Origin of the sequence: Rhodococcus sp. 05-2255-3B1 (assembly GCF_002258545.1) — a bacterium.
In the GTDB taxonomy this organism is placed as follows: domain Bacteria; phylum Actinomycetota; class Actinomycetes; order Mycobacteriales; family Mycobacteriaceae; genus Rhodococcoides.
Genome location: NZ_NOZC01000036.1, coordinates 321,477 through 345,286, shown reverse-complemented (window position 1 = coordinate 345,286; position 23,810 = coordinate 321,477). Strand labels below are relative to the sequence as shown.

At 66.6% G+C, this 23,810-nt stretch carries 21 protein-coding genes; 20 read left to right on the top strand and 1 reads right to left on the bottom strand.

The features are described 5' to 3' along the window. Positions 1-4 precede the first annotated feature (4 nt). The 10 genes from CH249_RS22385 (at position 5) to aroB (ending at position 11,673) form a co-directional block, all read left to right on the top strand. The gene (locus tag CH249_RS22385; protein WP_094630038.1) at positions 5-1,174 is read left to right on the top strand and encodes a kinase; all 1,170 of its coding nucleotides are present in this window, start codon (positions 5-7) and stop codon (positions 1,172-1,174) included. Positions 1,175-1,223: 49 nt separating this feature from the next. Then, positions 1,224-2,633, top strand: a complete 1,410-nt coding sequence (locus tag CH249_RS22380; RefSeq protein WP_254924105.1) for a replication-associated recombination protein A — start codon at positions 1,224-1,226, stop codon at positions 2,631-2,633. A 42-nt stretch (positions 2,634-2,675) separates the two neighbouring features. Then, positions 2,676-5,345 carry an alanine--tRNA ligase gene (gene alaS, locus CH249_RS22375; protein ID WP_094647956.1) on the top strand — a complete coding sequence of 890 codons (2,670 nt, stop codon included), beginning with the start codon at positions 2,676-2,678 and terminating at the stop codon, positions 5,343-5,345. A gap of 5 nt (positions 5,346-5,350) precedes the next feature. Next, on the top strand, positions 5,351-5,881 hold the full coding sequence (gene ruvX / locus CH249_RS22370) for a Holliday junction resolvase RuvX (RefSeq protein WP_373453523.1): 531 nt from the start codon (positions 5,351-5,353) through the stop codon (positions 5,879-5,881). Next, a complete protein-coding gene (mltG, locus tag CH249_RS22365; RefSeq protein WP_094647954.1) occupies positions 5,878-7,290 on the top strand; it encodes an endolytic transglycosylase MltG in 1,413 nt (470 codons plus the stop codon). The genes ruvX and mltG overlap by 4 nt, the downstream gene beginning before the upstream one ends. Next, positions 7,265-8,104 carry a shikimate dehydrogenase gene (locus tag CH249_RS22360; RefSeq protein WP_373453522.1) on the top strand — a complete coding sequence of 280 codons (840 nt, stop codon included), beginning with the start codon at positions 7,265-7,267 and terminating at the stop codon, positions 8,102-8,104. The genes mltG and CH249_RS22360 overlap by 26 nt, the downstream gene beginning before the upstream one ends. A gap of 121 nt (positions 8,105-8,225) precedes the next feature. Beyond that, the gene (locus CH249_RS22355; protein WP_045195316.1) at positions 8,226-8,798 is read left to right on the top strand and encodes an A24 family peptidase; all 573 of its coding nucleotides are present in this window, start codon (positions 8,226-8,228) and stop codon (positions 8,796-8,798) included. Positions 8,799-8,810: 12 nt separating this feature from the next. After that, entirely contained in the window at positions 8,811-9,998 is a 1,188-nt protein-coding gene (aroC, locus tag CH249_RS22350) for a chorismate synthase (protein WP_032397981.1), read from the top strand. After that, on the top strand, positions 9,995-10,546 hold the full coding sequence (locus CH249_RS22345; RefSeq protein WP_032397982.1) for a shikimate kinase: 552 nt from the start codon (positions 9,995-9,997) through the stop codon (positions 10,544-10,546). Before aroC ends, CH249_RS22345 begins: the two co-directional genes overlap by 4 nt. Before the next feature lie 14 nt (positions 10,547-10,560). Then, positions 10,561-11,673, top strand: coding sequence for a 3-dehydroquinate synthase (aroB, locus tag CH249_RS22340; RefSeq protein ID WP_032397983.1), 1,113 nt, complete (start codon positions 10,561-10,563; stop codon positions 11,671-11,673). A gap of 90 nt (positions 11,674-11,763) precedes the next feature. Here the strand turns inward: aroB and CH249_RS22335 are convergent, their stop codons facing one another. Continuing rightward, the gene (locus CH249_RS22335; RefSeq protein ID WP_094647952.1) at positions 11,764-12,438 is read right to left on the bottom strand and encodes a B-4DMT family transporter; all 675 of its coding nucleotides are present in this window, start codon (positions 12,436-12,438) and stop codon (positions 11,764-11,766) included. Positions 12,439-12,544: 106 nt separating this feature from the next. On the opposite strand from CH249_RS22335, the gene CH249_RS22330 reads away from it, so the two are divergent. The 10 genes from CH249_RS22330 (at position 12,545) to pyrF (ending at position 23,674) form a co-directional block, all read left to right on the top strand. Further along, positions 12,545-13,648, top strand: coding sequence for a Xaa-Pro peptidase family protein (locus CH249_RS22330; RefSeq protein ID WP_094648021.1), 1,104 nt, complete (start codon positions 12,545-12,547; stop codon positions 13,646-13,648). Between the two features lie 77 nt (positions 13,649-13,725). Further along, a complete protein-coding gene (gene efp / locus CH249_RS22325) occupies positions 13,726-14,289 on the top strand; it encodes an elongation factor P (RefSeq protein WP_027496978.1) in 564 nt (187 codons plus the stop codon). A 1-nt stretch (position 14,290) separates the two neighbouring features. Then, positions 14,291-14,845, top strand: coding sequence for a transcription antitermination factor NusB (gene nusB, locus CH249_RS22320; RefSeq protein WP_045195309.1), 555 nt, complete (start codon positions 14,291-14,293; stop codon positions 14,843-14,845). Between the two features lie 139 nt (positions 14,846-14,984). Beyond that, positions 14,985-15,572 (top strand): bifunctional pyr operon transcriptional regulator/uracil phosphoribosyltransferase PyrR, encoded by a 588-nt coding sequence (gene pyrR, locus CH249_RS22315; protein ID WP_032397985.1) that lies wholly within the window; start codon positions 14,985-14,987, stop codon positions 15,570-15,572. Beyond that, positions 15,569-16,555, top strand: a complete 987-nt coding sequence (locus CH249_RS22310) for an aspartate carbamoyltransferase catalytic subunit (protein WP_094682803.1) — start codon at positions 15,569-15,571, stop codon at positions 16,553-16,555. The genes pyrR and CH249_RS22310 overlap by 4 nt, the downstream gene beginning before the upstream one ends. After that, entirely contained in the window at positions 16,552-17,868 is a 1,317-nt protein-coding gene (locus CH249_RS22305) for a dihydroorotase (RefSeq protein WP_094647950.1), read from the top strand. Before CH249_RS22310 ends, CH249_RS22305 begins: the two co-directional genes overlap by 4 nt. Positions 17,869-17,872: 4 nt before the next feature. Next, complete coding sequence (locus CH249_RS22300) at positions 17,873-18,379, top strand: hypothetical protein (RefSeq protein WP_045195300.1); 507 nt, start codon at positions 17,873-17,875, stop codon at positions 18,377-18,379. Beyond that, a complete protein-coding gene (carA, locus tag CH249_RS22295) occupies positions 18,376-19,506 on the top strand; it encodes a glutamine-hydrolyzing carbamoyl-phosphate synthase small subunit (protein ID WP_032397989.1) in 1,131 nt (376 codons plus the stop codon). Before CH249_RS22300 ends, carA begins: the two co-directional genes overlap by 4 nt. Next, entirely contained in the window at positions 19,506-22,847 is a 3,342-nt protein-coding gene (gene carB / locus CH249_RS22290; protein ID WP_094647949.1) for a carbamoyl-phosphate synthase large subunit, read from the top strand. Before carA ends, carB begins: the two co-directional genes overlap by 1 nt. Then, positions 22,844-23,674 carry an orotidine-5'-phosphate decarboxylase gene (gene pyrF / locus CH249_RS22285; protein ID WP_179272739.1) on the top strand — a complete coding sequence of 277 codons (831 nt, stop codon included), beginning with the start codon at positions 22,844-22,846 and terminating at the stop codon, positions 23,672-23,674. Before carB ends, pyrF begins: the two co-directional genes overlap by 4 nt. The last annotated feature ends 136 nt before the right edge of the window (positions 23,675-23,810 follow it).

The following is a 23,810-nucleotide window of genomic DNA, read 5'->3' as shown; positions in this document are numbered from 1 at the left end:
ATCGATGACCGCAACACTGGCAGACCCTGTATCAGAGGTAGTAGCAGCAGCTCAGCGACTCCTCACCAAACGCACCGGAGCTCCGGTGACGTTGATCGACCCGGTGAACCTGGGGGGTAGCGGCCAAGCGATCGTGTTGCGAGTCCGAGTCTCCGAGAACCCGTTTCAACTTCCCCGCACCCTGGTGATCAAGCAGGTCCGCGACCTGCCCGCCGAATCCGGACAGCCCGCCGAGCTCGCCGACATCTCCAGCTCGAGTGCGTTCCTGCGCGAGGCGGCCTCGTACCAGTTCGCCAACGCCCTGGCCACGGACAGCAGGCCAGGACCCGAGCTGCACGCCTACGATCTCGATGCGCGGCTGCTGGTGCTCAGCGATCTCGGCGACGCCAGTCCCATCACCACTCTGCTGCGTAATTCCGACGAAGCCGCGGTGACCAATTCTCTGATGGCCATGGCCCAGGCCCTCGGCCGCATGCATGCCGCCACCGTCGGCCGCGAGGACGACTTCGCCGCTCTGTTGCGTCGGGTGGGGCAACCGGATTCCACCGACGGGATCTCCGCCCAGATACCGGGCGCGCTCGCCGACGTTCCAGGGATGCTGACCGATCTCCTGGGCGTCGGAGCCACCCCCGATGCGATTCTCGATCGCGTCTCTCGCAGCGGACGGCTGTTCGCGCACGGAGCCTTCCGTGCCTTCAGCCCGTCCGACCTGTGCCCCGACAACATCATCGTCAACGACGAAGGCGTGCGATTCCTCGATTACGAGTGGGGCGGATTCCGTGACGCCACCCTCGACATCACCTACGCGTTGGCGTCGTTCCCCGGTTGCCTGTGCAGCTTCGAGCTCTCGCACGATCGCGAGCAGGCGATGATCGACGCCTGGCGCGCGGAAGTGGTGGGCATCTGGCCTGCGTTGGCCGACGACACCGCCCTGGCGAGCAAGATCCTCGACGCGCGTCTGATCTGGGTGTGGCTGAGCACCTACTGGTTCCTGCCCGACGACCACACTCGCATCGCAGCCGCGCGGGCGCACCACCTGTCGGTTCCGCGGTCGCAGGCACTGATCTCGCGGTGGGCGGTGCTGGCGGACAGTGCGGCGCGCGTCGGCGAAACAGGCATCGCGGAGTACGCGACGTCGGTCGGAACCGCTCTGCGGACGAAGTGGGAGCGCTGAGAAAGACGTCGTTCGCGCTCGCGGCGGTCGGATCGGTAGCGTTCGACCGGTGAGCAGCGGTTTCGGAAGTGACATCTCGGGCGGGGACATCTCGGGGAGCGACGAGTTCGGCGAGGACGGACTCTTCGACAGTCCTGCGGCACCGGAGGCGACGATCGCCGAATCCCGTCCGACGTCCGCCTATGTCAGGCCCGACGCCCCGCTGGCGGTGCGAATGCGGCCGACGACCCTCGACGAGGTGGTGGGGCAGTCTCATCTGTTGGCTCCCGGCGCACCGCTGCGGCGGCTCGTCGAGGGCTCCGGTGCGTCCTCGGTGATGCTCTACGGTCCACCGGGAACCGGCAAGACGACGCTGGCGTCGCTGATCTCTGGGGCGACCGGACGCAAGTTCGAGGCGCTGTCGGCCCTGTCGGCCGGAGTCAAGGAAGTGCGTAACGTCATCGAATTGGCGCGACGCCGACTCCTCTCGGGTGAGCAGACCGTGCTGTTCATCGACGAGGTGCACCGGTTCTCCAAGACGCAGCAGGATGCACTGCTCGCCGCCGTCGAGAATCGGATCGTGCTGTTGGTGGCTGCGACCACCGAGAACCCGTCGTTCTCGGTGGTGTCTCCGCTGCTGTCCAGGTCGTTGGTGCTGCAGTTGCAACCGCTGGGATCCGAGGACATCGAGTTGTTGCTCACTCGTGCCGCCAACGATCCGCGCGGATTGGACGGCGCGGTGACCATCGCCGAGGACGCCATGGATCACCTGGTGCGTCTCGCGGCCGGCGACGCCCGCCGAGCGCTGACGGCTCTCGAGGCGGCAGCGGGTGCCGCGACCGACGGAACGCTGGACCTCGCGACGGTCGAAGCCAGTGTCGACAAGGCCGCCGTGCGATACGACCGCGACGGGGACCAGCATTACGACGTCATCAGTGCGTTCATCAAGTCGATCAGAGGGTCCGACGTCGACGCCGCCCTGCACTATCTGGCTCGGATGATCACGGCAGGCGAGGACGCGCGGTTCATCGCGCGGCGTCTGGTGGTGCACGCAAGCGAGGACATCGGGATGGCCGATCCCACCGCCTTGCAGACCGCGACGGCCGCTGCCAGCGCGGTGCAGATGATCGGGATGCCCGAGGCGCGGTTGGCTCTGGCGCAGGCCACGATCCACCTGGCGACCGCGCCCAAGTCCGGGGCGGTGATCGGCGCACTCGGTGCGGCGATGGCCGACGTGGCGGCGGGCAAGTCGGGATCGGTGCCGCCGCATCTACGCGACGGCCACTACAAGGGAGCGCAAGGATTGGGAAACGCCGTCGGATACCGGTACCCGCACAGCAGTCCCGGCGGCGTGCTGGGGCAGCAGTACCCACCGGACGAGCTGGTGGGCGTGAACTACTACGAGCCCACCGAACACGGTGCCGAGCGAGAAATCGCGACCAGAGTGGGGAAACTGCGACGCATCATCCGAGGCCGATAGGCCCTCGAGTCGGTACACGGCCTCGGACGCTAACCTGTATCAGTGCAGACCCATGAGATCCGCAGGCGTTTCCTCGACCATTTCGTGAAGGCGGGACACACCGAAGTACCCAGTGCGTCGTTGATCCTCGACGACCCGAATCTGCTGTTCGTCAATGCGGGCATGGTCCCCTTCGTCCCGTTCTTCCTCGGTCAGCAGACGCCGCCGTACAAGACGGCGACGAGCGTTCAGAAGTGCGTGCGCACCCTCGACATCGAGAACGTCGGTATCACCACCCGCCACAACACGTTCTTCCAGATGGCAGGCAACTTCTCGTTCGGCGACTACTTCAAGCGCGACGCCATTCGGCATGCCTGGTCGCTGTTGACCGACAGTGTCGAGGACGGCGGGTACGGGTTCGACCCCGAGCGGATCTGGGCCACTGCGTATCTCGACGACGACGAGGCCATCGAGCTCTGGAAGGAGATCGCAGGCCTGCCCGACGAACGAATTCAACGTCGCGGAATGGCCGACAACTACTGGTCCATGGGCATTCCCGGGCCCTGTGGCCCGTGCTCGGAGATCTACTACGACCGCGGACCCGAGTTCGGTGCCGAGGGTGGTCCCGAGGCCGACGAGGACCGGTACATCGAGATCTGGAACCTCGTGTTCATGCAGAACGAACGCGGCAAGGGGATCAGCAAGGACGATTTCGAAATTCTCGGTCCGCTGCCTAAGCAGAACATCGACACCGGCATGGGCGTCGAGCGCGTCGCATTCCTACTGCAGGGCGTGGACAACGTCTACGAGACCGACCTCGTCCGACCGGTCATCGCCAAGGCCGAGGAGCTCTCGGGACGCGCCTACGGTGCGAATCACGAGGACGACGTCCGCTTCCGCGTCATCGCCGATCACGCGCGCACCGCCGCGCTGCTCATCTCGGACGGCGTCAACCCCGGCAACGACGGCCGCGGCTACGTGCTGCGCCGGTTGCTGCGCCGCATCGTGCGATCGGCACGGCTGCTCGGAGCACCCGACGAGACGATGGCGCAGTTCATCACCGTCGTGCGCGACACGATGGCCGAGTCCTACCCGAACCTCGTCACCGACTTCGATCGAATTCTCACCGTCGCTGTGGGGGAGGAGACCGCGTTTCTCAAGACCCTCACCTCGGGTTCACGGCTGTTCGAGGGTGCCGCCGAGGCAGTCAAGGCGTCGGGTGCGAAGAAGATCGGCGGCGCAGAAGCGTTCGCACTGCACGACACCTACGGGTTCCCGATCGATCTGACGCTCGAAATGGCCGCCGAGGCGGGGTTGTCCGTCGACGAGGACGGATTCCGGTCGCTGATGTCCGAGCAGCGCAACCGGGCCAAGGACGACGCTCGCGCCCGTAAGCACGCACACGCCGACCTGACGGTCTACAAGGACTTCGTCGACGGTTCGCCGACCGAGTTCACCGGATTCGACGAACTCGGTTCCGACGCAACGGTGTTGGCCCTGATCTCCAACGGCGTCCGGGTTCCGACCGCGGTTGCGGGAGAGCGGATCGAGATCATTCTCGACCGCAGCCCTCTCTACGCCGAGTCCGGTGGCCAGATCGCCGACATCGGCACCATCACCGCGCCCGGGCTCTCGGTCAAGGTCGACGACGTGCAGAAGATCGCCAAGAAGCTCTGGACTCACAAGTCCGTGGTCGAGTCGGGGCAGATCACCGAGGGCGACACCGTCCACGTCGACGTCGATCACGCCTGGCGCAAGGGTGCGACGCAGGGCCACTCCGGTACCCACATGGTGCACGCGGCCCTGCGACAGGTCCTCGGTCCGAACGCGACGCAGGCGGGTTCGTTGAACAAGCCCGGCTACCTTCGATTCGATTTCTCGTGGCAGGGCGCGCTCTCGGAGGCGCAGCGCGACGACATCGAGAACGTCGCCAACGACGCGGTTGGCTCGGACTTCGCGGTCAACACCCTGGTCACCGACCTCGACAGCGCCAAGAAGATGGGCGCGATGGCCCTGTTCGGCGAGAACTACGGCGACGAAGTGCGGGTGGTCGAGATCGGTGGACCGTTCTCGATGGAACTGTGCGGTGGTACGCACGTGCAGCACTCGTCGCAGATCGGACCGGTCACCATTCTCGGTGAATCGTCCGTCGGCTCCGGAGTGCGCCGAGTCGAAGCATTCGTCGGCCTCGACTCCTACCGCTACCTCGCCAAGGAACGCGCGCTGCTGGCCGGCATCGCCTCCTCGCTGAAGGTTCCGTCCGAGGAGGTCCCGGCGCGCATCGAGACCTTGGTCGAGCGACTGCGGGTGGCGGAGAAGGAACTCGACGCCGTCAAGGCCGCCGCTGTGCTGGCCTCGGCAGGTGAGTTCGTCGGCAAGGCCGAGCGATTCGGTGACGTGCGAGCGGTGGTTGCCCGAGCACCGGAGGGTGTCGGCGGTAACGATCTGCGCACCCTGGTGACCGACATCCGAGGACGGCTGGGCACCGATCCGGCCGTGGTGGTGCTGTTCGGCACCGTCAGCGGCAAGGTCCCGTTCGTGGTCTCGGCCAACAAGGCAGCTCAGGATGCAGGCGTCGCGGCAGGCGATCTGGTGGCGGCCTTCGGTCCGAGCATCGGTGGCCGAGGCGGCGGCAAGCCCGAGTTGGCCCAGGGATCGGGATCGGACGTCGCCGGAATCGACGCCGGTATCGACGCCGCTCGGGCTCGACTGACCGAACTCACGACCCACTGACGATCGTGGTGACTCAGGGGCATGGCCCCGATCGGCCCGGTGCCGACGATCCCGGACGTGGCCGTCGTATCGGCATCGACGTCGGCAGCGTCCGCATCGGCATCGCCGCGAGCGATCCGGACGGTGTGCTGGCCACGCCGGTCGAGACCGTGCCGCGCTCGAAGATCAAGGGTCCCGACGCGCCGGATGTGGTGCGAGTGGCGGAGATCGTCGCCGAGTACGAGGCAGTCGAGATCGTGATCGGGCTTCCGCGGACGCTGCGCGGAGAACGCGGCAGCGCCGTCGAGGCAGCCGAGAGATTCGGCCGTTCCCTGTACCGGCGGTTGGGTGATGTTCCGATTCGGATGGCCGACGAGCGACTGACTACCGTGAGCGCATCGCGTGCGTTACGGGACAGTGGAGTGCGAGCCAAGAACCAACGATCGGTGATCGATCAGGCTGCGGCGGTGGCGATACTGCAGGGGTGGCTCGACGAGCGCCGCGCCGTATCGGATCGTGCAGCGACGAATTCAGGATCGACGGAGGTCGACGAGTGAACTACCAAGGGCCCGATCGGGACCGCCGAGACCCGCGCGCGGACGAGGCGCACACCGACCCGATCGGCTATTCGGTGGACGAGGGCAGCGAGTTCCACCGCAGCCTGCACGGCCATCCGCAGCGGCAGGAGCCGCACCCACGGGCCTCTCGTCACGGCGATCGCGAGCCCGATCGCGAGGCCGAGCGCCCAGCGGTGCCCCAGGAGGTCGGACGCAGCCGTGCTGCGAGCCGCAAGGACCGAGCCGCGTCCAGCCGCAAGCGTCGCGGCCGCATGGTGGCTGCGGTGCTCGGGCTCGTGTTGATCGTGGCAGTGGCAGGCGGAGGATATTTCGCGGTGAACAAGTTCGGCAATCGCACGACACCGAACGCGGACTTCGCCGCAGGCTCACCGGGGGACGGCGTGGTGATTCAGGTTCATCCGAACGACACCGCGCAACAGATCGGTACCCAGGCAGCGGACAAAGGTGTCGTGGCCAGCTCGGGGGCGTTCCTCGAAGCAGCGCTGTCGAACAACGCCATCACCTCGGTTCAACCCGGCTTCTATCTGCTCGCCAGCAACGTGCCTGCCTCGCAGGCCGTCTCCGAACTGGTCGACCCCGCGTCCCGAGTGGGCAACATGGTGATCTCCGAGGGCCGCCAGTTGCACGACGCCCGCGACGTGAACACCGGTGCGGTCAAGAAGGGCATCTACACCCTGATCTCCGAGGCCAGCTGCGTGGACCGAACCGGCAGTGGAACCCCGACCTGCGTGAGCTACGACGACCTCAACGCAGCCGGAGCTGTGGACGACCCGGCTGCCCTGGGCGTGCCCGACTGGGCCACCGATCGCGTCGAAGGAGTCCCGGACCGCGATCGGCAGCTCGAGGGCCTGATCGCCGCGGGTACCTGGGACTTCGATCCCAGCGCGGCTCCGACCGACATCCTCGAGCAGTTGGTGTCCGAGAGTGCCACCCGCTACGAGGACACCGGAATTCTCACCGCGGGCGCCAACTCCGGGCTGACTCCGTACGACACCCTCGTCGCTGCGTCGCTCGTCGAACGTGAGTCCCTGCCCCAGGACTTCAGCAAAGTGGCCCGGGTGATTCTCAATCGCCTCGCCGTACCGCAGAAGCTCGAGTTCGACTCGACGGTCAACTACTCGCTCGACACGACCGAGGTGGCCACCACCGACGCCGACCGCGCCCGAGTCACCCCGTGGAACACCTATGCCAGCGAAGGGCTACCGGCAACCCCGATCTCCTCGCCGAGTATCGGTGCGGTGCAGGCGGTCGAGATGCCCGCCGACGGTGACTGGTTGTACTTCGTGACCATCAACCAGGCGGGCGAAACCCTGTTCACCCGCAGCTACGAGGAACACCTGGCCAACATCACCAAGGTCGAGGGTGGATTCCTCGACAGCGGCCGCTGACGTGCGCGCCGCGGTGCTGGGAAGCCCCGTCGAACACTCGAAGTCGCCCGTGCTGCACTGCGCTGCGTACCGCGCGCTCGGCCTCACCGACTGGACCTACGAGCGCATCGACTGCACCGGTGAGCAGTTGCCCGGCCTGCTCGACGGTTTCGGCCCCGAATGGGTCGGCGTGTCGGTCACCATGCCGGGCAAGGTTGCTGCTCTGGAGTACGCGACCGAACGCACCGCGCGGGCAGTTCTGGCCGGCTCGGCGAACACCCTGGTGCGGACCGCGTCGGGCTGGCGCGCCGACTGCACGGACGTCGACGGAATCGTGGGTGCACTGCGCGACGCCGGAGTCGAGGACCTGTCCGGTGGCACCGTGACGGTGGTCGGTGCCGGGGGAACGTCGAGGCCGGCGATCGTGGCGCTGGCCGGGCTCGGAGCGGCTGCGGTCACCGTGGTCGCGCGGTCGGCCGAGCGCGCCCGGGACACACTGGACTGCGCCGTCGCCGCGGGAATGCGCGCGGAGTTCGTGAACATGACAGACCCTCGTCTCGCCACTGTCGCAGCGGCCTCGGCGGTACTGGTGAGCACCGTTCCGGCGGCCGGAGCGGCCGACATCGCGTCGGATCTCGCCCATGCGCCGCTGGTACTCGACGCCATCTACGATCCGTGGCCGACGCCCCTGGCAGCTGCCGTGGAGGCGGCCGGTGGAACCGTCATCAGCGGATTGTCGATGCTGCTCAATCAGGCCTACGGGCAGGTGGAGCAATTCACCGGCAAGCCGGCACCACGAGCGATCATGCGGGACGCGCTGGCCACCGTGCGGTGAGCTTCGTCCGCCGATAGTCCACGGGCCGCGAGTTGTCCACAGGCCGTGAGTTGTACACAGGGCAATCTGTCACCTGGGCTTTCGTCACAGCCGGCCGCCACCGCGATGCAACCCTTCGATCATGACGGGTCTGTGTGTCGCGGTCGTGGTCGGCGCCGCCGCGGGGATGACGATGCGCCGCTGCCTGGTCCGATGGAATCCTCGGCTCCTGCCGCTGCTGTCTGCGATCGGGACCGGATGGGTCTGGTGGCGGTTCGGCGGCTCCGAGTACGCGTTCTCGTTGTGCATAACGATGTGGTGGTTCGCCGCCCTCAGCGCCGTCGACCTGCAGCAGCGCCGGTTGCCGAACATCCTGACCGTCCCCGGAGCGATCGTGGTGACGATCGCGCTCGTCGTCACCGGCTCGGCGAGCGCAGTGCTCGGCGGCGCTCTGCTGTTCGCGATCTATCTGGTCGTTCACCTTCTCGCGCCCGCCGCGTTCGGCGCGGGGGACGTCAAACTCGCCTGGTCGGTCGGCTCGATCGCAGGCGTGGGCGGCGGAGAAGGATGGGCGATCGCCGCAGTGGCGGCACCGGTGGTAACTGCCGTGGTGGGGTCGGTCGTCGCGGCGTTCGGGCACGGGCGCGCGCGCATCGCGCACGGCCCGTCCATGTGCGCGGCCACCCTGCTGGCATCCGCGGCGTCCCTGGCGTGAAAAGATGTTCGAGTGCTGCGCTGGATAACTGCCGGAGAATCCCACGGACCCGCTCTCGTCGCCATCCTCGAAGGAATGGTCGCGGGAGTAGAGGTGACCTCGGACGACATTGCGTCTCAACTCGCGCGCCGTCGCCTCGGCTACGGCCGCGGTGCCCGCATGAAGTTCGAGGCCGACAAAGTGACCCTCACCGGCGGTGTCCGACACGGACGCACCATGGGCGGGCCGGTTGCGATCGAGGTCGGCAACACCGAGTGGCCCAAATGGGAGCAGGTGATGTCGGCCGACCCCGTCGACGACGCAGTGCTCGCGGATCTTGCGCGCAACTCTCCGTTGACCCGGCCGCGGCCCGGCCATGCCGACTTCTCCGGAATGCTCAAGTACGGATTCGACGACGCTCGTCCTGTGCTCGAACGCGCCAGCGCTCGTGAGACCGCCGCCCGGGTCGCCATCGGCACTGTCGCCCGTCTGTTCCTGAAGCAGGCGTTCGGCGTCGACGTCGTGTCCCATGTGATCTCAATCGGTGCGTCCGACCCCTATGTCGGACCGCCGCCCGCAGGTGCCGACCTCGACGCGATCGACGCCTCCCCGGTTCGCGCCTTCGACAAGGCCGCCGAGGAGTCGATGATCGCCGAGATCGAAGCCGCGAAGAAGGACGGCGACACCCTCGGCGGCGTCGTCGAGGTCGTCGTGCACGGCCTACCCGTCGGCCTCGGATCGTTCGTCTCCGGAGAACGCAAACTCGACGCCCGACTGGCCGCAGCACTGATGGGCATCCAGGCCATCAAGGGGGTCGAGATCGGGGACGGCTTCGAGACCGCACGTCGACGCGGAAGCGTCGCCCACGACGAAATCAAGCCCGGGCCCGACGGTGTCTTGCGCTCGACCAACCGCGCAGGCGGCATCGAGGGCGGTATGACCAACGGTGAGGCACTGCGAGTGCGGGCGGCGATGAAGCCCATCTCGACGGTTCCGCGTGCGCTGGCAACGGTCGACATGACGACCGGTGACGAGGCAGTGGCCATTCATCAGCGCTCGGACGTCTGCGCTGTTCCGGCTGCAGGCGTCGTCGCGGAGACCATGGTCGCCCTGGTGGTCGCGCAGGCAGCGTTGGAGAAGTTCGGTGGGGACTCGCTGGCGGAGACGACGAGCAACGTCGACCACTACGTGAAGGGCACCGCCGCCCGACCTCCACGATGACCCCGTACGCGGTCCTCGTCGGACCGCCGGGAGCAGGGAAGTCAACGATCGGTCGACGGCTGGCACAGGCGCTGGACCTGGACCTGTTCGACACCGACGTGGCCATCGAGCGAGACACCGGTCGCACGATCGCCGACATCTTCTCGCACGACGGCGAACCGGCGTTTCGGCAGATCGAGGAGCGGATAGTCGCCGGTGCTCTGGCCTCGCACGACGGGATCGTCTCCCTCGGCGGTGGTGCCGTGCTCTCGCCCGCGACCCGCGCCCTACTGTCCGGGCACACCGTGGTGTACCTGGAGATCAGTGTGGCCGAGGGGCTTCGGCGAACCGGTGCGAACACGGTTCGGCCGCTGCTCGCGGGCCCCGACCCGCGTGCGAAGTACCAGCAACTGATGCGTCATCGGCGACCTCTCTATCGCTCGGTGGCCACGGTGCGAGTGCGCACCGACAGTCGCAGCCCCGCTCGGGTCGTGGGCCAGTTGGTGGCGAAGCTGACGGCGATCGCCCCTGTTCCCGGGCGCGATGCGAACGAGAGAAACCCCCAGTAGATGAAGGTGATTCGATGACAGAGCCCGTGCGCGTCCAGGTCGAGACAGCCAACCCGTACCCGGTGATCATCGGCCGAGGTCTGTTGACGGACCTCGTCGACGAGCTCGCCGGAACGGCCACCGTGGCGATCTTCCACCAACCTCCGCTGGCCGAGACCGCGGAGGCTGTGCGAGCTGCGTTGGCGGACAAGGGAATCGACGCTCACCGCATCGAGATCCCGGATGCCGAGGACGGCAAGGATCTGGCAGTGGCGGGGTTCTGCTGGGAGGTTCTCGGTCGAATCGGTCTCACCCGCAGCGACGCCATCGTCAGTCTGGGCGGCGGCGCGGCAACGGACCTGGCCGGCTTCGTTGCAGCGACCTGGATGCGCGGAGTTCGTATCGTCCACGTCCCGACCACGCTGCTGGCCATGGTCGACGCGGCCGTGGGCGGCAAGACCGGCATCAATACCGATGCGGGCAAGAACCTCGTCGGCTCGTTCCACGAACCGGCCGCCGTGTTGATCGATCTGGCGACGCTCGAGACCGTCCCCAAGAACGAGATCGTCTCCGGCCTGGCCGAGGTGATCAAGACCGGGTTCATCGCGGACCCGAAGATCCTGGACATCATCGAGGCGGATCCTGCCGCAGCGCTGGATCCGACCGGCGACGTGCTGCCGGAGCTGATCAGGCGCTCCGTCGAGGTCAAGGCGAAGGTCGTGGCGGCGGATCTGCGCGAGTCGAACCTGCGCGAGATTCTTAACTACGGGCACACGCTCGCGCACGCGATCGAGCGGCGGGAGCAGTACCGCTGGCGTCACGGTGCCGCCGTGTCGGTCGGTCTGGTGTTCGCGGCCGAGCTCGGACGCCTGGCCGGACGCCTGGACGACGCGACCGCCGACCGCCACCGTTCGATTCTCGAATCGGTCGGCTTGCCGGTCACCTACGACGAGCACGCGTTCTCGGATCTGCTCAAGGGCATGCAGACGGACAAGAAGAACCGGGCCGGGCTGTTGCGGTTCGTGGTTCTGGACGGTCTCGCCAAGCCCGGACGGCTCGAGGGGCCGGACCCGGCACTGCTCGTCGCCGCATTCTCCGCGGTCGGTCGTGAGGCCCCGGCCGCAGGTGGGTCGGCCATTCTGTTGTGACCTCGTGAGAGGCGACTCGGGTACGGACGAAGAACGGGCGGTGATCGACGCGAAAGCGTCGATCACCGCCCGTCGGTCGATGTGGGGGAGTCAGGAACCGTCGGCGCTGCCGTGACGTCCACGCTTGTCCAGACGCGGCTTGCCGTCTGAGTCCACCGCCGAGAACACCTCGGTGTCGGCTTCGCCGTGCTCGGAGGCCCACTGAGTTTCGGACCGCTGAGTTTCGGACCGCTGAGGTTCGGACTGCGTTGCCTCGCCCTGTCTCGACCGATTCTCCTGACCGGCGTTGACCAGCTGGCGGTCGTGCGCGCGTTCGGCGTCCGACGTGGCCAGTTTCTTCTTGGCCTCGCGGTTGACGATCTGCCTTCCCGCGAACACCGCGATGCTCGCGGCGATGAAGATGGTGAGAATGGTGAACGCGGCTCCGGACGTCAACTCGAAGACCAGACCGTTCTGCCCCAGGCTGAAGTCGACGAAGAAGTCGACTATCCAGCTCAGGAGACCTCCGAGGAGCCCGCCGACCACTGCGGCTTTGATCCAGACCATGGTCAGGTCCTCGCCGTCGTCGGGGTCGGGGTGCCTGCGTCGGTCGCGGATTCCGTCGATGCCGGCCCACACGATGATGACGAGCAGCACGAGGGCGTAGGCCACCCAGCGCAGTGCCGATCCGCTCAGCGGCCACATCGACACTGCCGCCCCCAGCAGCAGTCGAACGACGACGTTGACCAATCCCATACTTATGCCACGCACTGCCCACCCAGTCATGCGGCACAGCATATCCGCACGTCGAACTTTGTGTGTCGGGGCCCACAAGTTCGATGACCCGGTCGAGTCGAACGGAGCGTGTGCCACGCCCGGTAATGTCGAAACCATGCCTGCCGATTTCGGTGCCCGTCGTGGTGCCCTACGAGAACTGTTGGCCGCCGACGGACTCGATTCGATGTTGATCACCGATCTCCTCAACGTCCGATACCTGACCGGATTCACCGGCTCGAATGCCGCGTTGCTGGTCTCGGCGGCCGATTCGGCCGGCGACGAGGATCGGACGGTGATCTGCACCGACGGTCGGTACGTCACTCAGGTGGCCGAACAGGTCCCGGATCTGCGCGCCGAGATCGACCGGGCGTCGGCGGTGCATCTGCTTCGATCGTCGGTCGCGGGCAACACCGGTCGCGTGGGCTTCGAGAGCCACGTGGTGACAGTGGATGCACACCGAGCGTGGTCGGAGCTCGACGGTGCCGTGGAGTTGGTGCGCGCACCGGGTGTCGTGGAGTCGTTGCGCATGGTCAAGGACGAGTTCGAGGTGGGATTGCTCAGGGACGCCTGCCGCGCCGCCGACGACGCGCTGGCCGACCTGATCGGTGGGGGCGGGATCCGTGCAGGCCGGACCGAGCGTGAGGTCGCCCGCGAGCTGGAGTCGTCGATGCTCGATCACGGTGCCGATGCTGTGTCGTTCGAGACCATCGTCGCTGCCGGAGCCAATTCGGCGGTCCCGCATCACCGGCCGACCGATGCGGTGCTGGCCGACGGAGACTTCGTCAAGCTCGACTTCGGTGCACTCGTCGGCGGCTACCACTCGGACATGACTCGCACCTTCGTCATCGGGACTCCCGCGCAGTGGCAGCGCGATCTGTACGAGCTGGTGCAGCGGTCGCAGACAGCCGGTCGCGACGCTCTGGCTCCAGGGGTGACCACCGCCTCGGTCGACGCTGCGTCGCGCTCGGTGATCGAGGATGCGGGGTACGGGGAGTACTTCCTGCACGGGCTCGGCCATGGCGTCGGCCTGGAAATCCACGAAGCGCCGGGAATCGCGAAGACGAGCACCGGTACACTGCTGGGCGGTGCAGCGGTCACCGTCGAGCCGGGTGTCTACTTCTCCGGTCGCGGCGGCGTTCGGATCGAGGACACACTCGTCGTTCGCGACGGGGGTCCGGAACTGCTCACCCTGACAAGCAAGGAACTCACGTCCGTCTAGCGCGCGGGCTGGAGCGAATCCAAGCACGTGACCGACGGCGCGTCACGCGCACAAACGATTGAGGAGACGCGAAGCAAGTGGCTTCCACCAGCGATTTCAAGAACGGACTGGTTCTCAACTTGGAGAACCAGCTGTGGTCGATCATCGAATTCCAGCACGTCAAGCCGGGTAAGGGGCCCGCATTCGTGCGGACCAAGCTCAAGAACGTGCTCTCGGGCAAGGTCGTCGACAAGACGTTCAACGCCGGTGTGAAGGTCGAGACCGCAACGGTCGACCGTCGCGACATGACGTACCTCTACCACGACGGTAGCGACTACGTGTTCATGGACGCCGACACCTACGACCAGCTCTCGATCGGTGAGGCAACCGTCGGTGACGGCGCACGCTTCCTGCTCGAGAACCTGCGCGTGCAGGTCGCCATGCACGAGGGCGTTCCGCTGTACGTCGAGCTTCCCGTCACCGTCGAGCTCGAGGTCAAGCACACCGACCCCGGCCTGCAGGGTGATCGCTCCACCGGTGGCACCAAGCCGGCAACCCTCGAGACCGGAGCCGAGATCTCGGTGCCGCTGTTCATCAACACCGGCGACAAGCTCAAGGTCGACTCGCGTGACGGAAACTACCTCGGGCGTGTGAACTCCTAACGTGTCATCGAAGAAGTCGACCTCCTCCGCCTCGCAGAACGGTGCCCCCGGTGCGAAGAAGCTGGGTGCGCGCCACAAGGCCCGCAAGCGCGCGGTGGACTTTCTGTTCGAGGCGGAGGCGCGCAACGTCGATCCGGTGAACCTCACCACCGAGCGAATCGAACTCGCACGCGGCGACGACACCATCGCTCCCGTCAGCGACTACACCTCGACCCTGGTCGAGGGCGTCGCCGAGAATCTCGATCGCCTCGACGGCGTGATCGCCGATCACCTCAAGGACTGGACGCTCACCCGTCTGCCCGCAGTGGACAGGGCCATCCTGCGCGTCGCGGTGTGGGAGTTGTTCCACGCCACCGATGTTCCACCGGTCGTGGCCGTCGACGAAGCCGTCGAGCTGGCCAAGCAGTTGTCCACTGACGATTCGCCCGGCTTCGTCAACGGCGTACTGGGTCAGATCGTCCTCGTCGCGCCGCAGGTACGCGCCGCGGCCGCGGCGGTCTCGAGCCGTACGCAAACCGACGCGTCCGGTGAGGCATCGGTCGACGCCGAGCAGTGATCGACCGGTCGACGCCCGTGTGACCGAACGCTCTGCGAGCCTGCTGGTCGTGGTTCGCAGAGCGTTGCTAGGCTCTACGCAGTTGTTGTCAGACATCCTTTAACGATCCGTCCAGAGAGGCGGAGAAGGAGGTCGTAGTTTGCCTGCGCCCGAAAGCTCGTCCGCGAACCCCGCCGTTCGCGAATTGCTGTCCTCGGCCGATGTGGGGCGCACCATCTCCCGCATGGCCCACCAGATAATCGAGAAGACGGCCCTCGACGCCGCTGACTCGCCGCGCGTGGTGCTCCTCGGCATTCCCACCCGCGGGACCACGTTGGCGGAACGTCTCGCCGAACGTATCGAGGCATTCTCCGGAGTACGCCCCCCGCTGGGTTCTCTCGACATCACCCTCTACCGCGACGATCTGCGAAACAAGCCGCACCGTCCGCTCGAGCGTACGTCGGTGCCCGCAGGCGGTGTCGACGACGCACTGGTGGTGCTTGTCGACGACGTGCTGTTCTCCGGCCGAACCGTGCGATCTGCGCTCGACGCCCTCCGTGACCTCGGTCGCCCCCGCGCCGTGCAGCTCGCAGTCCTGATCGACCGCGGCCACCGCGAGCTTCCGCTTCGGGCGGACTACGTCGGCAAGAACGTCCCCACAGCGCGCACCGAGGACGTGTCGGTGTTGCTCTCCGAACACGACGGCCGCGACGGGGTCAGCCTGTCCGAGGGAGGATCCGCTCGATGAAGCATCTGCTCTCGGTCGCCGACCTGACGGCCGAATCGGCCACCGAACTCCTCGACGAAGCCGAACGATTCGAGCAGGCGCTTCTCGGCCGCGAAGTCAAGAAGCTCCCGACATTGCGCGGACGCACCATCATGACGGTGTTCTTCGAGAACTCGACACGTACCCGCGTCTCGTTCGAGGTCGCAGGCAAGTGGATGAGCGCCGACGTCATCAACGTCAGCGCCAGCAGCTCGTCGGTGTCGAAGGGAGAGTCGCTCCGCGACACCGCGATGACGCTGCGCGCCGCCGGAGCCGATGCACTGATCGTCAGGCACCCGGCATCCGGAGCCGCACATCAGATCGCCCAATGGACCGCCGATCAGGGCACCGGCAGCACCACCGATGGTCGTTCCGCAGGCTCCACTCCTGGACGGGGCCCCGCGGTGATCAATGCAGGCGACGGCACGCACGAACACCCCACCCAGGCTCTGCTCGACGCCTTGACGGTGCGCCAACGACTCGGCGACATCGCCGGCCGTCGGATCGCGATCGTCGGCGACATCCTGCACAGCCGGGTGGCGCGCTCGAATGCGATCCTGCTGGCCACGCTCGGTGCCGAGGTGGTGCTGATCGCACCACCGACCCTGCTGCCCGTCGGAGTGACCGGCTGGCCGGTGCGGGTCTCGCACGACATCGACGCCGAACTGCCCGGACTGGATGCGGTGCTGATGCTCAGAGTGCAGGCCGAGCGAATGAACGGCGGATTCTTCCCCTCCGCTCGTGAGTACTCGATCACGTACGGGCTCTCGCAGCGCAGGCTCGACCTGCTGCCCGAGCATGCCGTCGTACTGCACCCCGGTCCGATGCTGCGCGGTATGGAGATCGCGTCCTCGGTGGCCGACTCTCCGAAAACTGCAGTCCTGCAACAGGTTACGAATGGAGTTCACGTGCGGATGGCGGTGCTGTTCCGATTGCTGGTCGGTTCGGACGGGGGTGCGTCGTGACCGCACCCGCGACCTCCGTTCTGCTCCGCGGCGTGCTGCTGTACGGCGAGGGCCCCGAGACCGACGTCCTGATCGCCGGTGAGGAGATCGCGGGGATCGGCTCGGACCTCGACGCCGACGGAGCCGAGGTCGTCGACGCCCGCGGCCAGATACTGCTGCCGGGATTCGTCGACATGCACACGCACCTGCGCGAGCCCGGCCGCGAGGACACCGAAACGATCGAATCCGGCTCGGCCGCAGCAGCTCTGGGCGGCTACACCGCGGTGTTCGCGATGGCGAACACCGACCCGGTCGCCGACTCGGTGGTGGTGACCGACCACGTATGGCGTCGGGGACAGGAAGTCGGTCTCGTCGACGTCCACCCCGTCGGAGCGATCACCGTCGGATTGAAGGGCAAGCAGCTCGCCGAGATGGCCACGATGGCCGCGGGAATCGGCCGGGTGAAGATGTTCTCCGACGACGGCCACTGCGTCGACGATCCACTGATCATGCGTCGGGCGCTGGAGTACTCGAGTTCCCTCGGTGTGCTCATCGCTCAGCACGCCGAGGAACCCCGGCTCACCGTCGGTGCCGTCGCACACGAGGGCCCGACGGCGGCGCGCCTCGGACTGGCCGGTTGGCCGCGTGCGGCCGAGGAATCGATCGTCGCTCGCGACGCCCTGCTGGCTCGTGACGCAGGTGCGCGGGTGCACATCTGTCACGCATCCACTGCAGGCACCGTCGATTTGATGAAATGGGCACGCGGACAGGGTATTTCGATCACCGCCGAGGTAACCCCGCATCACCTGCTGCTCGACGATTCGCGGCTCGAGACGTACGACGCGATCAACAAGGTGAACCCGCCACTACGTGAGAAGTCCGACGTCGACGCCCTGCGTAAGGGCTTGGCGGACGGCGTGATCGATTGTGTGGCAACCGATCACGCTCCGCATGCCGAGCAGGACAAGTGCTGCGAGTTCTCGATCGCTCGTCCCGGAATGCTCGGGCTCGAAACCGCACTGTCCATCGTCGTCGACACGATGGTGACCCCGGGACTGCTCGATTGGCGCGGCGTGGCGCGGGTGATGAGCGAGCGTCCCGCCCAGATCGTCGGATTGGCCGATCAGGGACGACCCATCGAGGTCGGCGAGATCGCCAACCTCACGCTGGTCGACCCGAAAGCGAGCTGGACGGTCTCCGGCAAGAAGCTGGCCAGCGTCGCACACAACACGCCGTTCGAGGACATGAGCTTCTCCTCGAAGGTGACCACGACGGTGCTGCGCGGGCGAATCACCGTCCGCGACGGAGCAGTGGCGAACAGAGCGGGAGAGTAGAGCCGTGGACAGAGTTCTCATCGTCATCGGATTCATCCTGTTCTGGGCACTGATGATCGCGCTGATCTTCTGGGGTTGGCGAGGACGGCAGAAGCGCCAGGAAGAGCGAATCGGTGACTTCCCGGCCGTGCCGGACGATCTGGGAGCAACCCTCGTCGAGCCGAGCACCGGCCTGTACGTCGGCAGCACCATCGCTCCGAGCTGGCAGGACCGCATCGCCGTCGGCGACATAGGCCACCGCGCCACCGGTGAACTGTCCCGACACGAGAAGGGCATCCTGCTCGACCGAGACGGTGAATCTCCCATCTGGATCCCGGCGGAATCGATCCGTGCGATCCGTACCGAACGCGGGTTGGCAGGCAAGGTCATGACCAAGGACGGGCTCCTGGTCATTCGCTGGGAGCTGCCGACGGGGACCGAGATAGACACCGGCTTCCGGGCCGACGACAAGCAGATCTACCCGGTGTGGACAGCGAGTTCCACCGGAGAAACCAAGGAGGAAACCGCGTGAGCAGCGCAGTTCTTGTTCTGGAGGACGGCCGGACATTCCGCGGCACCACATTCGGCGCACAGGGGCGCACCCTCGGCGAGGCCGTGTTCTGCACCGGAATGACCGGGTACCAGGAAACTCTCACCGACCCGAGCTATCACCGACAGATCGTCGTCGCGACCGCGCCGCAGATCGGTAACACCGGCTGGAATCAGGAAGACGGTGAAGCCGCAAGCGCGCAGGATCCCAACAAGATCTGGGTCGCCGGCTACGTCGTTCGAGATCCGGCACGCCGCACCTCGAGTTGGCGCTCCACCGGAACGCTGCAGGACCAGCTCGAGGCGCAGAACGTCGTCGGCATCGCCGGAATCGACACGCGCGCCCTGGTCCGGCACCTGCGCACCCGCGGGTCCATGCGTGCGGGAGTGTTCTCGGGCGACGCCCTCGGCACCTCCGACGAGATGCTCGCGCAGGTGGTCGGTCAGCCGTCGATGCTCGGTGCCGACCTCGCCGGTGAAGTGACCACCGGAGCCGGTTACACCATCGAGCCGACCGGGGATGCTCGATTCACCGTCGTCGCAGTCGATCTCGGTATCAAGACCAACACCCCGCGGATGTTCGCCGAGCGCGGTATCCGCGTGCACGTGGTGCCGTCGAACACCACCATCGAGCAGGTTCTGGAACTGAACCCCGACGGTGTCTTCCTGTCGAACGGACCAGGCGACCCGGCCACGGCCGACACCAGCGTTGCACTGACCAGGCAAGTGCTCGAGCGTGAGCTGCCGCTGTTCGGTATCTGCTTCGGAAACCAGATCTTCGGGCGCGCACTCGGCCGTGGCACCTACAAGATGAAGTTCGGCCACCGCGGGATGAACATCCCGGTCATCGAGCACACCACCGGCCGCATCGCGATCACCGCGCAGAACCACGGATTCGCACTCGAAGGCGAAGCGGGCGAGGAGTTCGACACCGACTTCGGCCGAGCCCGGATCAGTCACACCTGCGCCAACGACGGCACCGTCGAGGGCGTCGAGCTGATCGGCGGTAGCGCCTTCTCCGTGCAGTACCACCCCGAGGCCGCGGCCGGTCCACACGACGCCGCCTATCTCTTCGACCGTTTCACCAGCGTCCTTCAGGAGAAGAAGTAATGCCACGCCGCACAGACCTGAACCACGTCCTGGTCATCGGATCCGGCCCGATCGTCATCGGTCAGGCCTGCGAGTTCGACTACTCCGGCACCCAGGCCTGCCGAGTGCTGCGCGAGGAAGGACTGCGGGTCAGCCTCGTCAACTCCAACCCCGCGACGATCATGACCGACCCCGAGTTCGCCGACGCCACCTACGTCGAGCCGATCACGGCGGAGTTCATCGAGAAGATCTTCGCCCGCGAAGCCGAGCAGGGTCACCCCATTCAGGCAGTGCTCGCCACTCTGGGTGGACAGACGGCGCTCAATGCCGCTGTTGCGCTGCACGATCAGGGCATTCTCACCAAGTACGGCGTCGAGCTGATCGGTGCCGATTTCGACGCCATCCAGCGCGGCGAGGATCGGCAGAAGTTCAAGGACATCGTGGCCAAGGTCGGTGGCGAGTCCGCCAAGTCGGCCGTCTGCTACACGATGGACGAGGTCCGCGAGACCGTCGCCGAGCTCGGCTTCCCGGTGGTCGTACGTCCGTCGTTCACGATGGGCGGTCTCGGTTCGGGGTTGGCGTACAACGACGAGGACCTGACCCGGATCGCCGGCGGCGGACTTGCGGCCTCGCCCACGGCGAACGTCCTCATCGAGGAGTCCATCCTCGGCTGGAAGGAATACGAGCTCGAGCTGATGCGCGACGGCCGCGACAACGTGGTCATCGTGTGTTCCATCGAGAACGTGGACCCCGTCGGCGTGCACACCGGCGACTCGGTGACCGTCGCCCCGGCCATGACGCTGACCGACCGCGAATACCAGAAGATGCGCGACCTCTCCATCGACATCCTGCGCGAGGTGGGCGTCGACACCGGCGGCTGCAACATCCAGTTCGCGATGGACCCAGCGGACGGTCGCCTCGTAGTCATCGAGATGAACCCGCGTGTGTCACGCTCGTCGGCGCTGGCGTCCAAGGCAACCGGTTACCCGATCGCGAAGATGGCGGCCAAGCTGGCCATCGGCTACACCCTCGACGAGATCGTCAACGACATCACCCGCGAGACCCCGGCCTGCTTCGAGCCGACCCTGGATTACGTGGTCGTCAAGGCTCCGCGGTTCGCGTTCGAGAAGTTTCCCGGTGCCGACGGCACGCTGACCACGACGATGAAGTCCGTCGGCGAGGCGATGTCGATCGGCCGCAACTTCACCGAGGCCTTCGGCAAGGTGATGCGCTCGCTCGAAACCAAGCGCGCAGGCTACTGGACCGGCCCCGAGGTCGAGGCAGAGAGCCTGGAGGCGTTGCTCGAGGACCTGTCCGTTCCTCAGGACGGTCGGATGTACGGGATCGAGAAGGCCTTCGCGATGGGTGCCACCCTCGAGCAGCTGTTCGAGGCGACCAAGATCGACCCGTGGTTCCTCGACCAGTTTCAACAGATCCACGAACTCGGCGTTCAGGTTCGCGAGGCGGCCGAATTCGACGAGGCGCTGCTGCGCCAGGCGAAGTATCACGGTCTGTCCGACCGCCAGATCGCGGCTCTGCGCCCCGAACTCGACGGTGAGGACGGTGTGCGGGCGCTCCGTACCGAGCTCGGTGTGCATCCGGTCTACAAGACGGTCGACACCTGCGCCGCCGAGTTCGAGGCCAAGACGCCCTACCACTACGGCACCTACGAGCTCGACCCCGAAGCCGAATCCGAGGTCGCCCCGCAGCCGGACCGCCCCAAGGTGCTCATCCTCGGCTCGGGTCCCAACCGCATCGGCCAGGGCATCGAATTCGACTACAGCTGTGTGCACGCGGCGCAGACCCTGTCCGAGGCCGGTTACGAGACGGTGATGGTCAACTGCAACCCCGAAACCGTCTCCACTGACTACGACACCGCGGACCGCCTGTACTTCGAGCCACTGACCTTCGAGGACGTCCTCGAGGTGTACCGGGCCGAGGCGGCGTCGGGCACGGTGCGGGGCGTCATCGTCCAGCTCGGCGGGCAGACCCCGCTCGGGCTCGCCAAGCGGCTGAAGGCCGCAGGCGTCCCGATCGTCGGCACGTCGCCCGAGGCCATCGATCTGGCCGAGGATCGTGGCGAATTCGGCAAGGTGCTCGATGCAGCCGGACTGCCGGCAGCGAAGTACGGCACCGCGACGACGTTCGACGGAGCCCGTGAGATCGCCGCAGGAATCGGGTACCCGGTCCTGGTGCGTCCGTCCTACGTTCTCGGCGGACGCGGCATGGAGATCGTGTACGACGAGGCCTCGCTCGCGACGTACATCTCCAACGCGACGGAGATCTCGGACGACCGGCCGGTGCTGGTCGATCGGTTCCTCGAAGACGCGGTCGAAATCGACGTCGACGCACTGTGCGACGGCACCGAGGTCTACATCGGCGGCATCATGGAGCACATCGAGGAGGCCGGTATCCACTCCGGCGACTCGGCGTGCGCGTTGCCGCCGATCACACTCGGCAAGACCGACATCGAGAACGTCCGGCGGTCCACCGAGGCTCTCGCGAAGGGCATCGGCGTGCGCGGCCTGCTCAACGTGCAGTACGCACTCAAGGACGACATCCTGTACGTTCTCGAGGCCAATCCGCGTGCGAGCCGCACGGTTCCGTTCGTCTCCAAGGCGACGGCGGTTCAGCTCGCGAAGGCCTGCGCCCGAGTGATGCTGGGGGAGACCATCGCCGAGCTGCGGACCGCAGGCATCCTGCCCGAGACCGGAGACGGTGGCACCGTCCCGGCCGGTGCCCCGATCGCGGTGAAGGAAGCGGTGTTGCCGTTCAACCGGTTCCGTCGTGCGGACGGAACCGGAGTGGACACTCTGCTCAGCCCGGAGATGAAGTCCACCGGTGAGGTGATGGGAATCGACTTCGATTTCGGTACCGCGTTCGCCAAGAGTCAGACCGCCGCCTACGGCTCGTTGCCTGCGGGCGGCGCGGTGTTCGTGTCGGTGGCCAACAAGGACAAGCGATCACTGATCTTCCCGGTGAAGCGACTCGCGGATCTGGGCTTCACGATTCTGGCGACCGAAGGCACTGCAGATGTGTTGCGGCGCAACGGAATCAAATGCGAGCAGGTGTACAAGCAGTCCGGCGAGGACGTGCCGGAGGGGGAGCGGACCATCGTCGACCGCATACTCGCAGGTGACATCGCCATGGTGATCAACACCCCGTACGGCAACTCCGGCCCCCGCGTCGACGGGTACGAGATCCGTAGCGCCGCCGTGGCGCAGAACATTCCGTGCATCACCACGGTGCAGGGCGCGTCGGCAGCGGTGCAGGGCATCGAAGCCGGGATCGCCGGCGGAATCGGTGTTCGCTCGCTGCAGGATCTGCATGCGGGCCTGAAGCAGGGGCTGGGAGTGGAGTGAGCCATCATCGCAGTTGGTCGGATCGGTTGCGCGCCGCGGTCGCGGCGCGTGGTCGACTGTGTGTCGGTATCGATCCGCATCCGGCTCTGCTCGAGGCATGGGACCTGCCACGCTCGGCGGACGGTCTCGAGGTGTTCGCCGAGCTGTGTGTCGAAGCGTTCGTCGGTGAGGTGGCGATCGTCAAGCCTCAGGTGGCGTTCTTCGAGGCCTACGGATCGGCCGGGTACGCGGTGCTCGAACGCACTGTCAGTGTGCTCAGGGACGCGGGCACCCTGGTGATCGCCGATGCGAAGCGCGGCGACATCGGCACCACGATGGATGCGTACGCGCAGGCCTGGCTCGAACCCGATTCGCCGTTGTCCTCCGATGCCGTCACGGTCTCGCCGTACCTGGGCTTCGATTCGCTGGGGGAGACCGTCGATCGAGCGGTGCGACACCGGCGCGGGCTGTTCGTGCTTGCCCGCACCTCGAATGCGGAGGGCTCGGCCCTGCAGCAGGCCGCGACGTCGAACGGTGGGTCGGTGGCTCAGTCGATCGTCGATGCCGCAGCCGCGCGCAATCGCGTCGATGCCGACACGGTGGGGATAGTCGTCGGTGCCACTCGTGATCACGGTCTCGACCTGTCGAACTACACCGGTCCGATTCTCGCGCCTGGTCTGGGAGCGCAGGGAGCAACGGTTGCCGATCTCGCGGAGATCTTCCGCTATTCGCGTGAGCTGTTGCTGCCCAACTCCTCTCGCGGTGTCCTGGCCGCTGGCCCGTCGGTGACGGCCTTGCGCGACGCGGCGACACGATTGCGCGACGAGATCGAAGCCGGTCTCGCATAGTCGATGCTGCGGCGCATCGGCGCTCGGGGGCGAGTTAGCGGTTCACGCGGGTCGTCGGTACGGTCGCTAACGCTGCCGACGAACAGTGCTGATCGCCAGTGCGCAGCGCTGATGACCGCGATCGGTGGCAGTGGAA